Here is a 14,691-nt window from a genome sequence, read left to right as displayed (position 1 = left end):
GTCACGGGGTCACGTCCAAGCCCGGCAGGCGGCCCGGTCAGTAGTCCTTGAGGCTGTAGGAGTTGACCACCTCGTAGAAGCCGTCACCGATATGGCTCGAGTCGGTGTCGGGCTCCTGCCCGGGCGACGCGGTCTCCGCGTCCCTCCGTGCCTTGTGGTCCAGCGCGATCTGCTGGTTGGCCGTGGCATAGTCCCGCAGCTCGCGCTCGTAGGCCGCGAAGGCCACGGTGTGGTCGCCGTCGGCGGCCTTGAGCTCGCCCGCCAGGACATAGGCGCCGACTATGGCCAGGCTGGTGCTCTGGCCGGACATCGGCGAACCGCAGTAGCCGGCGTCGCCGACCAGGGCCACCCGGCCACGGGACCAGGTGTCCATACGGATCTGGGCCGACACGTCGAGGTGGAAGTCGGGCGCCCCCCACATGTACTCCAGCAGCCGTGGCATCTCCCAGCGCGCGTCCTTGTGCCGCTCGGCCACCAGCCGCTTCTGCTCCGAGACGCTCCGGGAGCCGAGGAACTGGGCGGGCGGTTCGTCCGAGTCGATGCCGACGTAGACCCGGACCTCGGTGTTCTCGCGGACACTCATCACCATGCCGCCCCAGACGCCGCCGGACATCTGGTAGACGACCTCCCAACGGTCGAGCCCCAGATAGTTCGGCGCCGTCCACACGCCCAGATAGCCCCCCATGAGGTGGAGGAATCGCTCCTCCGGGCCGAAGACCAGCGCCCGGGTGGAGGAGTGCACCCCGTCGGCCGCCACCACGATGTCGAAGGCGCGCGAATCGCCCCGGTGGAAGGTGACCGCCACCTCATCGGGGCCCTGGGCGAGCGAGGCGATCGAATCGTTGAAGAGGTACTCGATTCCGTCGCCCCCCGCGGCCATCAGAACCGAGGACAGCTCGTCCCGGAGAATCTCGACGTCGGGCCTGGCGAGATCTCCGCCGGTCATGGTGCGCTCGGTGGTGCTGAACAGCTCCTTGCCATCGCCGTCGACCATCGACATACCGCGCAGCCCGGTGCGGTGCGCCCGGATCTCCTCCAGCACACCCATGCGCGCGCACGCCTCCAGCGCCGGGCCCCGTACGTCGATCGCCTGTCCGCCCGGGCGCGGCCCCGCGGCGCGCTCCACCACGGTGACCTGGAAACCATAGCGGTCCAGCCAGTAGGCGAGGGCGGGCCCGGCGATACTGGCGCCGGAAATCAGGACCCGGGTATTGCGCATGGTGTTGTCCCTTCCGAATTCAACCACCGAATGTGGTGCCTGGAAAAAGACTGGCCGCGGGTACCGACACCGCACCGACGTGGCGCCGACGCCGGTTCGCCGACCCGCCTATGCCCCACCGACGCGGTACCGACAGAGCTCCGACACCCCGCCGCCGTCGGGAAGTTGGGGCCGGTGGCGAGCGCCCCGTCGGCACGCGGAACTCTCTCATCGGTTAATGAGAGTGTTACTTCGATGTGTTGTGTGGTTCCGTAGTGATCGATGAGACTAAGGATTCCGACCGGTCAGCCCAAAAGATCGGTCGACCCGCACTGGTGACGTTCGGTCCGCCCCCCACGATCCGAACAGGATGGGACCTTATGCGTATTTCCCTGGAGCACGTTCGCGTGTCCCCCGCCGCCGTCGCGTCCGTCTGCCCGAGACCCCGCCGGAGACCTCACCTCTCCCCGCGCGGATCGGCCACGGTCGCGGCGTAGCCGCCTCTCACCACTCACCGAACGGCGGATCGCCCCGGCCTTCCCGGCGACGCCGTCCTCCGGCCTGCCCGTAGCCGCATGCCCCTGTAGGCATGCCCGCGGGCCACGTGGTCTGCCCTGACCCCGGCCGGAACGTCCGCGCGCCCACGGCCCGTTCGGTGACGCACGTCTTCCAGAAAGGAACCACTCAGGTGCTTACTTCGCACCACCCACGATCACGCGAATACCAGCAACCCGTGCCCACCGCTCGCGGCGATGTGTCGGGACCGAGCGGGCGGGTGCTGGCGGTCGGCACACCGGGCCCCAGGCTCGATCAGCTGACCCGGACACTCGTCTCGACCGGGCATGAGGTGAGCCATGCGGAGCCCGGCGACGTCAGCCGTCAGATGCGGCAATCCCCTCCGGACGCGATCGTCGCCCTGGACGACGCCGACGACGGGCTGGACCTGATACGTGAGGTCCGTGCCGTGCCCGCGGGACGGGCGCTGCCCCTGCTCGTGGTCACCTCCGACCCCGGCCCCGTCGGCGTCGCCGGCATGCTGCGCGGCGGCGCGGACGACTGCGTGCCGGACAGCTCCGACCCCGTCGAGCTCTCCGCCCGGATCGAGGCCAAGCTGCGCCGGGTCCCGGTCCCCGTGGAGAATCTGCTGCTCGACCCGCGCACCGGTCTGTACTCCCAGCCCCACTTCCTGGGTGAGCTCGACCGGGAACTCAAGCGGGTCGACGACAGCCGCGTCGGTGGTGTCGTCGCCATGGTCGGCGTCGCCGAGATAGCCGCCCTCGAAGCCCGGCTCGGGCCGCGGGTGCGCCGTGAGGTCGCCGAACGTCTCGCCGGAGTGGCGGAGAAGCTGGGCGGCGTCTGCGACCGGCTCGGCTGGGACGACGACGGCCATCTGCTGATGCTGATGCCCGGCGTGGACGAGGACACCGCGCGCGGCGAACTGCAGAAGTTCGCCAACGCCGTGGCCGGGACCCGCTTCGTGGTCGCCGATGAGAACGTCCGGCTGACCCCGGCGATCGGCTGGACCCCGCTGGCCGACTGCCCGGACCGCGCCCAGGCCGTCGCCAACTCCCGCAACGCGGTGGAGGAATCGATCCGCCACCGGGATCTGCGGCCGGTGAAGTACGCGGCCTGGATGCGCGGCAGCCACCGCCGTCGTCGTCCCCTGGCCACCGCGCTCCGCGCCCTGCTGTCGGCGCTCTCGCCCATCCTGGTGCTGCTCTTCGGCGTGGGCATCCCGTTCGTCTTCTACCAGCAGATGTACGAGCTGGGCTGGGACGTCGGCTCGGCCGCCTACTGGGTCGTGGTGTCCGGGCTGGTGCTCTCCGCCGCGATGATCGTGCTGGAGTGCCTGTTCTCGCTCGACGCCAAACCCCGGCCCGAACGGCCCGCACAGCCGTATCCGCCGGCCAGCGCGGTCATCGCCGCGTATCTGCCCAATGAGGCCGCGACCATCGTCGACACCATCGAGTCCTTTCTGCGCCTGGACTACCCCAACGAGCTGGAGATCGTGCTCGCGTACAACACGCCGCACCCCATGCCCGTCGAGGAGACCCTGCGGGAGATGGCCCGCCGCGACCCGCGGCTGGTGCTCATGCCGGTGGCGGGCAGCACCTCCAAGGCGCAGAACGTCAACGCCGCGGTCACCCGGGTGCGCGGTGAGTTCGTGGGCATCTTCGACGCGGACCACCACCCGGTGCCGGACGCCTTCCAGCACGCCTGGCACTGGCTCTCCAATGGCTATGACGTGGTCCAGGGCCACTGTGTGATCCGCAACGGCGAGAGCTCCTGGGTCTCCAAGCTGGTGGGCGTTGAGTTCGAGGCCATCTACGCCGTCAGCCACCCCGGCCGGACCCGGCTCTACACCTTCGGTGTCTTCGGCGGCTCCAACGGCTTCTGGCGCACCGATCTGCTCGCCCGCACCCGGATGCACGGCACGATGCTCACCGAGGACATCGACTCCTCGATGCGCGCCCTGCACGAGGGGGCCAGGATCGCCACCGACCGCACGCTCATCTCGCGCGAACTGGCGCCCACCACCCTCAAGGCGCTGTGGAACCAGCGGTCGCGCTGGGCCCAGGGCTGGCTCCAGGTGTCGCTGAAGTACCTGTGGCGCGGGCTGCGCTCCCCGGCCTTCACCGCCCGCCAGAAGGCGGGGCTGGTGGTGCTCTTGGGCTGGCGTGAGGTCCAGCCGTGGCTCACCCTGCAGATCCTGCCCGTGCTGCTGTACTCGGCGTGGCGGGCCGGCGGCGTGGACCAGCTCGACTGGGCGGTGCCGGTCTGCCTGCTGGCCACCTTGTTCACCCTGTCCGCCGGGCTGGTGCAGGCGCTGTTCGCATGGCGGCTCGCGGTGCCCGAACTGCGCCGTCGCAGGGCGTGGTTCTGGCGATACCTGTTGGTGTCCACCTTCTTCTACAGCCACTTCAAGAACATCGTGGCCCGTCAGTCGCTCCTCAAGGAGGTGCTGCGGGACCGCCAGTGGCGGGTCACCCCGCGACCCGGCGAGAAGGCGGTGAAGCGGACATGAGCACGGTGTCCACGACCATCGCACCCAGTACCGCCCCCCGGGCGGTCAACGGCACACCCGCCAAGGGCACGCCCTCGCGGAACCGGATGAGCCAGGAGATCCAGGGTCTGCGGGGAATGGCGGCGCTCCTCACCGTCGTCTTCCACGTCTGGCAGCAGTACTACACCTACGACCGGGACGGCGCCCACTCACCGGTGCCCAACCGGTACGCGAACGCGCTGGTGTCGTTGGAGGTCATCGACCTCTTCTTCGTCCTGTCCGCGTATCTGCTGACGCTGTCCTACGCACGGGCGGCGATCGAGGGGGGCTCGACCCGGCCCGGCCGGGTGTTCCTCTTCCGGCGGGCCATCCGGATCGTCCCGCTGTACTTCCTGGCGGTGACGTTCATCTGGGCCACCCGCAATCCCACCCTGCCCGGCGAGTGGTCCGATCTGCTGCACCACCTCACCTTCACCCAGGTCTTCGACCAGGAGCAGATCTTCTACACCATCGGCCCCACTTGGTCGTTGTCGCTGGAAATCATGTTCTATGTGGCGCTGGTGGGACTCGGCCCGCTGGCCGTCCGCGCCTGCCGTCCGCTGCGCCGGAGGGCCTCCCGAGTGGCGGTGTGCGCGGCCGGATGTGCCCTGCTGTACATCGGGCCGTTCATCTGGATCGCGGTCGCCCGCTACGGGCTGGACATCCCGCACACCGAATGGCCGGTGTACTTCGGTCCGCAGGCCCGCTTCGGCGGGTTCGCGGCGGGCATGGGCCTCGCCGTGGCGATGATCGCCCTCGGCGACCGCGGACGGCTCGACGCGAAGGTGGCGATCCCGCTGCGGGCAGCCGCCCTCGTGGGGCTGTATATGTTGTCCTACTCCGGTACGGAGGCGGAGGACTTCCCCACCACCTTCTACCATCCGTTGTCCGCCCTGCTGTGGATGCTGCTGCTGTACAGCACCATCCATGTGCGGCGGCAGGGGCGGTGGCACTCATGGCTCACGGCCCGCTGGCTCACCGGTGTCGGTCTCGCCAGCTACAGCCTCTTCGTCTGGCATGAGCCGATCATGCTGGGGCTGTTCAACGCGGGGCTGCTGCCGCCCGACGGCCAGGAGGGCTTCCCGTCGGCCGTGGTCATCGTGCTGGTGGTGGCGGTGGCCGCCGCCGCGGTGAGCTACTGGGCCATCGAGTACCCGGCGAGCCTGCTCGGCAAGCTCAAGGACGGTCAGGGCCGTTCACGCGACTTCTATCCGGAGGCCGCGCGCTAGCCATGGACAAACGTTCCCCGGTGTACGGGTGGCCGTACACCGGGGGGCCATGGTTATCATCTGGCTCGTTCTTTACTCTGTAACACGTGTGCGTCGGACATCAGTTCCTCTCGGAATCGGGCCTTCCGGTGCACCGCACCCAACCCATGCCATAACGGGGAGACCAGCGAAATGGGTCGACACAGCCGACCGACCGCCGCTCAGCAGGCGCGTACCACGACGCTCAAGGCGGCTACCGCCCTCGGAGTGGCCGGAACCATAGCCTTCGGCCTCCACTCCACGGCCGGCGGTGACAAGTCCGTGCAAGCCCGCTCCGATGTGAACACACAGCAGGAGCAGGCGCCGCACATCGACCCCGCCGTCGACCACTCGCCCTCGCAGAGCCATGTCTCGCCCAGCGAGTCCACGAAGCCGAAGCTGATCTCCGACGAGACGGACGCCGCCACTCCCGGTGGCGGGGCGACGGACCGGAGCGCCGGCGCGCAGCGGCCCGCCACCCCGGCCACCCGCGACGCGGCCCCCTCCAAGGCCCCGACCACCCACGCGGCCCCCACCCCGGCGCAGCGGGACGACCAGGTCCCCTCGGAGCCCTCCTCGCCGAGCGAGACGACCCCGAGCGCCGATCCGACCACCCCCTCGCAGCAGCCCAGCCAGCCGCCGCAGTCCACCCCCGGCGGGAGCGGTCACCACGGCAAGGGTCTGGTGGGCGGTCTGGTGGACGGTGTCGGGGACACGCTCGACGGAGTGCTCGGCGGTGTGCTCGGCGGCTGAGCGCCGCCGCTCACCCCGTGGCCAGCGCCTTGAGGCCGGCCAGGCTTCCGTTGAACCTGTTGTGGTCGCCCACCAGCGGTCCGGTGGCGGTGTACTGCCACAGGGTGTGGGTGTCCCAGCCGGCCGGCAGGGCCCCGGGGGTGGCGGCGTACCGCGCCAGCCACAGCGGGTTCCGCTCGGCGAAGGCGGCACTGTTCCCGGTGCACGTCTGCCACCAGCCGGTGGCCGTGTAGATCACCGGCTGGCGTCCGGTGCGCTCCTTGACCCGCGCGGTGAAATCGCCGATCCAGTCCACGATCTGGGCCGCGGTCAAGCCGAAGCAGGTTGCTCCGTACGGGTTGTACTCGAGGTCCAGGACGGGCGGCAGGGTCTTGCCGTCGTCCGACCAGTCGCCTCCGTTGCTCACGAAGAAGTCGGCCTGGCGGGTGCCGCTGGAACGATCCGGCAGGGCGAAGTGGTAGGCGCCGCGGATCATGCCCTGCTGGTAGGAGCCGTTGTACTGCGCGGCGAACGAGGGGTTCTTGTAGGTCGTGCTCTCGGTGGCCTTCACATAGGCGAAACGGACGTTGTCGTCCCACAGGGCCGCCCAGTCGACCGAACCCTGATGGTCGCTGACGTCCACACCCTCCACCGAGCCCGCTCTGGTGGCCCTGGGCGCGGCGTCGGGGTCGGACTTCTCGTGGCGGGCGATCGTCGAGCCCATCCAGTCCCGCTCGGGGTGCGGGACGGATGCGGGGGCCGGGTCGGAACCGGCGTGGTCGGGGTCGGTCGTCGAGGCCACGGCCGGGACGAGGGTGGCGAGGACGGCGGCGGTGACCGCCACCCCCAGTGCGCCGATGGCGTGCGGCGAGCGCAGACGCGAAGGGGCCCGGTGGGCGCCCTGAGAGCCTGTGTCATATCCCCGGCCGGGCGTGCGGCGTCTGGCACGCACGCTCGCCGCGTTGCCGAAACGCCCACGTGGCTCCGCCACGAGGGCGCTCCGGCGCCTTGCGATCGCACGCACCAGACGCCGCACGCTGATCCGACCGGGGACATGACACAGGCTCTTACCGGATTTCAGGGACATCTGTTCCTCCGATCCGTTCCGCAACGACGGTATGCGCGCCGAACGAAGAACGTGAAGCGGAACGGGAAATTCTGCCCCTCCGTCAGCGGTCCCGTGCCACCACCTCGCCGACGGGCCCCGACGGCACGCCGTAGCCCGCCACCAGCGCCCGCGCGGCCTGGGTCGCCCGGGCGGCGACCCCCTCGACCACCTCCTCGGGATCGCCGAACTTCCCTTCCAGCAATTGGGCGACATACCCCCGGGCGAGTGCATGCAGCGCGTCGAGCAGCGCCACGGCCGTCCCCGGTCCCTCGCCCGGAGCGATCACCTCGAAGGCGCTCGGCAGCAGCAGATCGACGAACTCCCTGGTGCTGTCCCGTAGCTCCGGATGGGTGGCCCGCAAACCCGGGGCGAACAGGATGTCCAGCCCGCCGCGGTAGCGGGCGGCCGCACGCACGAAGCTGCCCGCCACCGTCGCCAGCCGCTCCTGGGCGGACCCGGTCCCGGCCGCGGTCTCCAGGTAGATGGCCCGCAGCCGCCGCGAGACCTCCAGCGCGGCGGCCGCGAGCAGTGCGTCACGGTCGGCGAAATGGCGGTACGGGGCACCGGGGCTGACACAGGTGCGGCGCGCGGCCTCCGCGACGGAGAAACCGCGCACCCCTACCTCGTCGACGATCTCCAGGGTCGCCTCCACCAGCGCGGCGGCCAAGTCGCCGTGGTGGTAGGTGGCGCGTCCCTTCGGCGTGGGTGCCATTCGGGTGACCCTACCCGACCCCAGGCCCCGGCTCGTCAGCCCCTGGCCTGCGCTTTTCGGCGGATCGGGCCACCCGAAGCGCCTCCCGCGAGCGCTCGATGCGGATCGGCAGATCCCGCACCCGCGCTCCGGTCGCATGGTGGAAGGCGTTGCCGATGGCCGCCGCCGCGCCCACGATGCCCAGTTCGCCGATGCCCTTGGCACCCACCGGGTTGGAGGTGTTGTCGGTCTCCTCCAGGCACACCACGTCCAGCCGCGGAACATCGGCGTGGGCGGCGATGTGATAGCCCGCGAAGTCATGGTTGGCGAAGTCGCCGAAGACCGGATCGACCTCGCCGATCTCCAGCAGCGCCATCGACAGACCCATCGTCATGGCTCCCAGGAACTGCGAGCGCGCGGTGTGCGGATTGACGATCCGACCGGCCGCGAACACGCCCAGCATCCGGTCCACCCGGACCTCACCGGTGTCGCCGTCCACCCGCACCCGGGCGAACTGCGCCCCGAAGGTGTGCCGCGACAGATCCGCCCGCTGCCCCAGGTCCTCGGTGGTGTCGGCCACCACCTCGAGGCCGCCGTCCGGGACCGCACCCGCGTAGACGTCCAGCTCCTTGAGCAGCGCACGGCACGCCTTGTCCACCGCCCAGCCCCAGGAGGCGGTGCCCAGCGAACCGCCCGCGAACGGCGCCATGCCCAGCGACGCGCGGCCGATCTCCAGCCGCAGCCGCGACACCGGAATGCCCAGCGCGTCCGCCGCCACCTGGGTGAGGGCGGTGCGGGCACCCGTGCCGAGGTCGGCGGCGCCGATGCGCACCCGGAACGTGCCGTCCTCCTCGGCGCGCGCCACCGCGGAGGAGGGGAAGGTGTAATCCGGGTGGTGCGAGGCGGCCACACCGGTGCCGACCAGCCAGCGCCCCTCGCGCCGGATGCCCGGTGTCGGATCGCGGTGCTCCCAGCCGAAGCGCGCCGCGCCCTCGCGCAGGCAGGCGACCAGGTTGCGGCTGCTGAACGGCTTACCGCTCTCCGGGTCGTGCTCCGGCTCGTTGCGGATCCGCAGCTCGATCGGGTCCATGCCCAGCGCCTCGGCCAGCTCGTCGACGGCCGACTCCAGCGCGAACATCCCCGGAGTGTGGCCGGGTGCGCGGAACCAGGCGGGCGTCATCACATCCAGCGGCGCCACCTTCACCGTCGTACGGGCGTTGGGCGCCGCGTACATCATCCGCGTCGAGGACACCGTCTGATCGGCGAACGGCACCAGGGCCGAGCGCTGCTGCACCGACTCGTGCTGGATCACCGTCAGCCGGCCGTCGCGCCCGGCACCCAGCCGCACCCGCTGGATCGTGGGGGAGCGGTAGGGGATCAGCTGGAACATCTGCTGCCGGGTCAGGGCGATCTTCACCGGCCGTCCGACGGCCCGTGCGGCCAGCGCCGCCAGCACCGTGGGCGAGCGCGGAATGCCCTTGGACCCGAAGCCCCCGCCGATGTACTCGGCGACGACCTCGACCGCGCCCAGCTCGATCCCGAACAGCGCGGACAGCAGCTGCGCGCTCATGTACGGGCCCTGGTCGGAGTTGAACACCGTCAGCCGGTCCTCGTCCCACACCGCGATGGTGGCATGCGGCTCCATCGGGCTCACATGCTCGACAGGGGTGGTGTACGTCCGGTCCACCCGCACCGGAGCGGCGGCCCACGCCGCGTCGGCGTCACCGCGCTCGACCAGGCCGGCGCTGCCGTCGGTCACCGCCTCGGGGATCTCCAGCCGCTCGTCGTCGGCGCGCAGCACCACATCGTGCGGCTCCCGCTCATAGCTCACCCGGACCGCCGCCGCACCCTCGCGCGCCGCCTCCAGCGAGGTGGCCACCACGGCGGCCACCATCTGGCCGTGGTAGGCCACCTGGGGGGACTGCAGCACGAAGAGGTCCGCGCTCGCCTCCGCCTCGGCGTTCAGCCGCGGGGCGTTGGTGTGGTCGAGCACCGTCAGCACACCGGGCAGGGCCAGCGCCGGGGCGGGATCCACCTCCGTCACCCGGCCGCGGGCGACGGTCGCCTGCACCGGCCACACGTAGCCGACGCCCTGAGTGGGGAACTCATAGGCGTAGCGGGCCGCGCCGGTCACCTTGTCCAGGCCGTCGACCCGGGTCATCGGGGCGCCGACGCTCTGCTCCACGGTGGTCATGCGCGGTCCTTCCTCGCGACGAGGTCGCGGACGCCCGCGACGATCAGATCTATGGCCAGGTCGACCTTGAAGGCGTTGTCCGGCAGCGGCCGCGCCTCGGCCAGCTCGGCCCGGGCCGCCTCCCGCAGCGTCTCCTCGTCCGGCCGGCCGCCGCGCAGCCGCTCCTCGGCGATCCGGGCCCGCCACGGCCGGGGCGCCACCCCGCCGAGCGCGATCCGTACGTCCCGGAGCGAGCCGTCCTCCGCCACGGACACCGCGGTGGCGGCGCTCACCAGCGCGAAGGCGTACGACCAGCGGTCACGCACCTTGCGGTAGCGCATCCGGGCGCCCGGCGGCGGCGGGGGCAGCTCCACGGCGGTGATGAGGTCGCCGTGGTCCAGGACGGTCTCCCGGTGCGGTGTGTCGCCGGGCAGCAGATACAGCTCCGCCACCGGAACGGTGCGCGAGCCGCCGTCCACGGACCGCAGATGCGCCACCGCGTCGAGCGCCACCAGTGCCACCGCCATGTCGGAGGGGTGGGAGGCCACGCAGTGGTCGGAGGTGCCCAGCACGGCCAGATCGCGGTGCGCACCCTGGATCGCCGGGCACCCGGAGCCCGGTTGGCGCTTGTTGCACGGCTTGGTCACATCCTGGAAGTACCCGCAACGGGTGCGTTGCAGCAGATTGCCGCCCACCGTGGCGGCCGTGCGCAGCTGCCCGGACGCCCCGGCCAGCAGCGCCTGGGACAGCAGCGGGAAGCGCTCGCGGATGCCCGGATCGCCCGCCAGAGCGCCGTTGCGCACGGTGGCGCCGATGAGCACGGAGCCGTCGTCGCGGTGCTCGATCCGGTCGTACGGCAGCCGGGAGACGTCGATGAGCAGCCCGGGGCCGGTGACGCCGAGCTTCATCAGATCCACCAGATTGGTGCCCCCGCCGAGATAGGTGGCGTCGGGGTGCTCGGCGATCAGCGCGGCCGCCTCGTCGGCGTCGCCCGCGCGGGCGTAGGCGAATTCCTTCATCGGGTGCCCCCGACCGTGGCGGTGTCCTGGGCTTCGGCGCCCGCGGCCTCCAGCACGGCCTCCACGATGCCGTTGTACGCACCGCAGCGGCACAGATTGCCGCTCATGCGCTCGCGCACCTCCCGCGCGTCCAGCTCCGAGACATCGGCCACCCCGGCGGCGGTGTCCTCGGTGACATGGCTGGGCCAGCCGCGCCCGGCCTCGCCCAGCGCTCCGATGGCGGAACAGATCTGGCCCGGGGTGCAGTAGCCGCACTGCAGCCCGTCGTGGTCGAGGAAGGCCCGCTGCACCGGGTGCAGCTCGCCGCCGTCCGACAGAGCCGCCACGCCCTCGATGGAAACGATCTCGCGCTCCTCGGCGGTCACCGCGAACACCAGGCAGCTGTTCACCCGCTCACCGTCGACCAGCACCGTGCAGGCCCCGCACTGACCGTGGTCGCAGCCCTTCTTGGTGCCCGTGAGCGCCAGCCGCTCGCGCAGCACATCGAGCAGGGTCGTCCGGTTGTCGATGGTCATGGAGTGGGACGTGCCGTTGATCCGCAAGGTGATGTCGCTACTCGGTGAGTGATGTGAGAGGCTCATACATTGAATGTATCAACCTCTTACATGGGTCGGCGAGGAGATTTGGATTCCATGCGAGACGTCGTAGCGCAGATGCACCGATGGTGGGGCGAGGGCGAGCCGTTCGCCCGGGCCACGGTGGTGGCGACCTGGCACTCCTCCCCGCTGCCGCCCGGGACGAGCATGCTGGTCGGGCCCGATGGCGCCGCGATCGGCAGTGTCTCCGGCGGCTGTGTCGAGGGCGCCGTCTACGAACTGGCGCAGGAGGTGACCGACAGCGGCAGGCCCGTGCTGGAGCGCTATGGCGTCAGCGACGACGACGCCTTCGCGGTCGGGCTGACCTGCGGCGGAATCATCGATGTGTATGTGGAGCGGGTCGACCCCGAAGGCTTCCCCGAACTGGGCGAGGTGGCCACGGCGGTGGCCGCGGGGGAGCCGGTGGCCGAGGTGATCTGCGTGGCCGTCGAGGGGCCCGACCCGGAGGGGCGGCTGGGCCGCCGGCTGGTCGTACGGCCCGAGGGCAGCTCGGGCTCCCTCGGCTCCGCGCGGCTGGACGCGGCCATCGCCGAGGACGCCCGCGGACTGCTGGCCGGCGGGCGCACCGAGACCCTGCGCTACGGCTACGACGGCACCCGCATGGACGAGGAGCTCACCCTGTTCGTCTCGGTCCACGCCAGCCCGCCGAGGATGCTGGTCTTCGGCGCCGTGGACTTCGCGGCGGCCATGGCCCGGATCGGCGCGTACCTCGGCTACCACGTCACCGTGTGCGACGCCCGGCCGGTCTTCGCCACCGCGCGCCGCTTCCCCGAGGCGCACGAGGTGGTGACCGACTGGCCGCACCGCTATCTGCGCACCGAGGCGGAGGCGGGCCGGATCGACGAACGCACGGTGGTCTGTGTGCTCACCCACGACCCGAAGTTCGATGTGCCGCTGCTGGACGTCGCCCTGCGCCTGCCGATGGCCTACGTCGGCGCCATGGGCTCCCGCCGCACCCACGACGACCGGCTCCGCCGGCTGCGCGCCACCGGTCTCGGCGAGGAGGCGCTGGCCCGGCTGGCCTCGCCGATCGGCCTGGACCTCGGCGCCCGTACACCGGAGGAGACCGCGATCAGCATCGCGGCCGAGATCATCGCCGACCGCGGGGGCGGCAGCGGCACCCGGCTGACCTCCCTGAGCGGCAGCATCCACGGCCGGCGGGTGATGCGTCCCGCGGCCGGAGACTGAGGGAGCCGGGGCCACGGCGCGGGCCGGGGGTCGTCACAATGGTTCCCGGCCCGAATGGATGTAGGAGGAATCGAACCAGCCGTGGAGACCGCCAGAAGCAGCGACGACGAGATAGAACCCACCGCCCGGCACGACGACACGACCCCCGGAGCCGGGGACGGCGCCCCCGCCCCGCCCCCGAAGGCCGGCTGGCGCCGCTGGGTGATGGACACCCGGCCGCTGCGCCACCGCCCCTTCCGGCGGCTGTGGACCTCCACCACCGTCACCGCCGTCGGCAGCCAGCTGACCGCCGTGGCCGTCCCCAAGCAGATCTACGACATCACCGGCTCATCGGCGTGGGTCGGCTACGCCAGCTTCGCGGGGCTCCTCCCGCTGGTGGTCTTCGCGCTGTGGGGCGGGGTGGTCGCCGACCGGATGGACCGGCGCACCCTGATGCTCGTCACCAACGTGGGCATCGCCGTCACCTCGCTGCTGTTCTGGGCACAGTCCTTCGCCGGTCTGGACTCGGTGGCCGTGCTCATGGTGCTGCTCGCCGCCCAGCAGGGCTTCTTCGGCATGAACTCCCCGGCCCGCAGCGCCTCCGTCGCCCGCCTCGTCCCGGCCGACGAACTGCCCGCCGCGGGCGCCCTGCAGTCCACCGTCGCCCAGACGGGCATGATCATCGGCCCGCTGCTCGCGGGCGCGTTGATCCCCGTCCTCGGTCTGCCCACGCTCTATCTCATCGACGCCGTGGCGCTGTGCATCACCCTGTGGGCCGTCTGGCGGCTGCCCGCCCTGCCGCCGCTCACCGAGGACGCCGGGGGCGGGGGCCGACGGGCCGGGTGGCGCGATGTGGTCGACGGCTTCCGGTACATCGCCGCCCACCGCATCCTGCTGATGTCCTTCCTCGCGGACATCATCGCCATGGTCTTCGGCATGCCCCGTGCGCTCTTCCCCCAGCTCGCCTCGCACACCTACGCGCCCTGGGGCGAGGGGTTCGCGCTCGGCCTGCTCTTCGCGGCGATCCCGATCGGCGCGGTGGCCGGCGGCCTGCTGTCCGGCACCTTCTCCCGCGCCCGCCGCCACGGCCTGATGGTCATCGCCGCCGTGGTGGCCTGGGGCGTGGCCATCGCCGGATTCGGGCTCAGCCCGAACCTGTGGTGGGCGGTGGCCTTCCTGGCGCTCGCGGGCGTCGCCGACATGGTCTCGATGGTCTTCCGCGGGGCGATCCTCCAGTCGGCCGCCACCGACGACATGCGCGGCCGGATGCAGGGCGTGTTCACCGTGGTGGTGGCGGGCGGCCCGCGCATCGCCGACCTGCTGCACGGCACCGCGGGCTCCCTCGTCGGAGCCCGCGCGGCGGTCGCCGCGGGCGGGCTGCTGGTGGCCGTCAGCACGCTCGGGCTGGCCGCCGCGGTGCCCGCCTTCCGCCGCTACACGCCCTGACGCCGCGGCCGCGGCGCGACGGCACGGGCGCGGGCGCGGCGCGACGGGCACGGGGGGCCGGGCCTTGGCGCGATGGCCACGGGGGCCGGGCCGCGGCGGGACGCCACGAGGGTCGGGCCGCGGTGCGACGGCGCGGGGGCCGGGCCTTGGCGTGAGGCGCACGCGGGGCCGGGTCGTGGCGCGACGGCCACGGTGGGCTGGGCCGCGGCGGGGCGGGCACGCGGGGCCGGGTCGCGGCGGGACGCCACGAGGGCCGGGCCGCGGCGCGACG

The 14,691-nt window shown here is 71.8% G+C and carries 11 protein-coding genes; 5 read left to right on the top strand and 6 right to left on the bottom strand.

The genetic code is table 11. The features are described 5' to 3' along the window. Positions 1-37: 37 nt before the first annotated feature. Complete coding sequence (locus tag J8403_RS03925) at positions 38-1,219, bottom strand: FAD-dependent monooxygenase (RefSeq protein ID WP_211121876.1); 1,182 nt, start codon at positions 1,217-1,219, stop codon at positions 38-40. A gap of 712 nt (positions 1,220-1,931) precedes the next feature. Here J8403_RS03925 and J8403_RS03920 point away from each other — a divergent pair. The 3 genes from J8403_RS03920 (at position 1,932) to J8403_RS03910 (ending at position 6,241) form a co-directional block, all read left to right on the top strand. After that, a complete protein-coding gene (locus J8403_RS03920) occupies positions 1,932-4,223 on the top strand; it encodes a glycosyltransferase (protein WP_246585679.1) in 2,292 nt (763 codons plus the stop codon). After that, complete coding sequence (locus J8403_RS03915) at positions 4,220-5,470, top strand: acyltransferase family protein (protein ID WP_211121874.1); 1,251 nt, start codon at positions 4,220-4,222, stop codon at positions 5,468-5,470. Before J8403_RS03920 ends, J8403_RS03915 begins: the two co-directional genes overlap by 4 nt. Positions 5,471-5,716: 246 nt before the next feature. Next, complete coding sequence (locus tag J8403_RS03910; RefSeq protein ID WP_246585678.1) at positions 5,717-6,241, top strand: extensin; 525 nt, start codon at positions 5,717-5,719, stop codon at positions 6,239-6,241. Between the two features lie 10 nt (positions 6,242-6,251). Here the strand turns inward: J8403_RS03910 and J8403_RS03905 are convergent, their stop codons facing one another. The 5 genes from J8403_RS03905 to J8403_RS03885 form a co-directional block, all read right to left on the bottom strand. After that, positions 6,252-7,070, bottom strand: a complete 819-nt coding sequence (locus J8403_RS03905; protein WP_425519880.1) for a lysozyme — start codon at positions 7,068-7,070, stop codon at positions 6,252-6,254. 319 nt (positions 7,071-7,389) lie between these two features. Then, complete coding sequence (locus J8403_RS03900) at positions 7,390-8,040, bottom strand: TetR/AcrR family transcriptional regulator (protein WP_211121872.1); 651 nt, start codon at positions 8,038-8,040, stop codon at positions 7,390-7,392. A 10-nt stretch (positions 8,041-8,050) separates the two neighbouring features. Further along, complete coding sequence (locus J8403_RS03895) at positions 8,051-10,213, bottom strand: xanthine dehydrogenase family protein molybdopterin-binding subunit (RefSeq protein ID WP_211121871.1); 2,163 nt, start codon at positions 10,211-10,213, stop codon at positions 8,051-8,053. Then, positions 10,210-11,211, bottom strand: a complete 1,002-nt coding sequence (locus J8403_RS03890; RefSeq protein ID WP_211121870.1) for an FAD binding domain-containing protein — start codon at positions 11,209-11,211, stop codon at positions 10,210-10,212. Before J8403_RS03890 ends, J8403_RS03895 begins: the two co-directional genes overlap by 4 nt. Continuing rightward, positions 11,208-11,792, bottom strand: a complete 585-nt coding sequence (locus tag J8403_RS03885) for a (2Fe-2S)-binding protein (RefSeq protein ID WP_211121869.1) — start codon at positions 11,790-11,792, stop codon at positions 11,208-11,210. The genes J8403_RS03890 and J8403_RS03885 overlap by 4 nt, the downstream gene beginning before the upstream one ends. A gap of 51 nt (positions 11,793-11,843) precedes the next feature. Between J8403_RS03885 and J8403_RS03880 the strand changes: the two genes are divergently transcribed. Both J8403_RS03880 and J8403_RS03875 read left to right on the top strand, forming a co-directional pair. Further along, on the top strand, positions 11,844-12,995 hold the full coding sequence (locus J8403_RS03880; RefSeq protein ID WP_211121868.1) for an XdhC family protein: 1,152 nt from the start codon (positions 11,844-11,846) through the stop codon (positions 12,993-12,995). A gap of 81 nt (positions 12,996-13,076) precedes the next feature. Next, positions 13,077-14,420 (top strand): MFS transporter, encoded by a 1,344-nt coding sequence (locus J8403_RS03875; RefSeq protein ID WP_211121867.1) that lies wholly within the window; start codon positions 13,077-13,079, stop codon positions 14,418-14,420. The last annotated feature ends 271 nt before the right edge of the window (positions 14,421-14,691 follow it).

Source organism: Streptomyces yatensis (genome assembly GCF_018069625.1).
Taxonomy (GTDB): domain Bacteria; phylum Actinomycetota; class Actinomycetes; order Streptomycetales; family Streptomycetaceae; genus Streptomyces; species Streptomyces yatensis.
Note: the sequence above shows the minus strand (reverse complement) of the source record. Positions and strands in the feature narration are given on the sequence as shown.

What these genes read in the sequence shown, in the direction of transcription:
- J8403_RS03925 (WP_211121876.1), bottom strand. Translation starts at nt 1,219, where the DNA reads ATGCGCAATACCCGGGTCCTGATTTCCGGCGCCAGTATCGCCGGGCCC.
- J8403_RS03895 (WP_211121871.1), bottom strand. Translation starts at nt 10,213, where the DNA reads ATGACCACCGTGGAGCAGAGCGTCGGCGCCCCGATGACCCGGGTCGAC.
- J8403_RS03900 (WP_211121872.1), bottom strand. Translation starts at nt 8,040, where the DNA reads ATGGCACCCACGCCGAAGGGACGCGCCACCTACCACCACGGCGACTTG.
- J8403_RS03880 (WP_211121868.1), top strand. Translation starts at nt 11,844, where the DNA reads ATGCGAGACGTCGTAGCGCAGATGCACCGATGGTGGGGCGAGGGCGAG.
- J8403_RS03890 (WP_211121870.1), bottom strand. Translation starts at nt 11,211, where the DNA reads ATGAAGGAATTCGCCTACGCCCGCGCGGGCGACGCCGACGAGGCGGCC.
- J8403_RS03915 (WP_211121874.1), top strand. Translation starts at nt 4,220, where the DNA reads ATGAGCACGGTGTCCACGACCATCGCACCCAGTACCGCCCCCCGGGCG.
- J8403_RS03885 (WP_211121869.1), bottom strand. Translation starts at nt 11,792, where the DNA reads ATGAGCCTCTCACATCACTCACCGAGTAGCGACATCACCTTGCGGATC.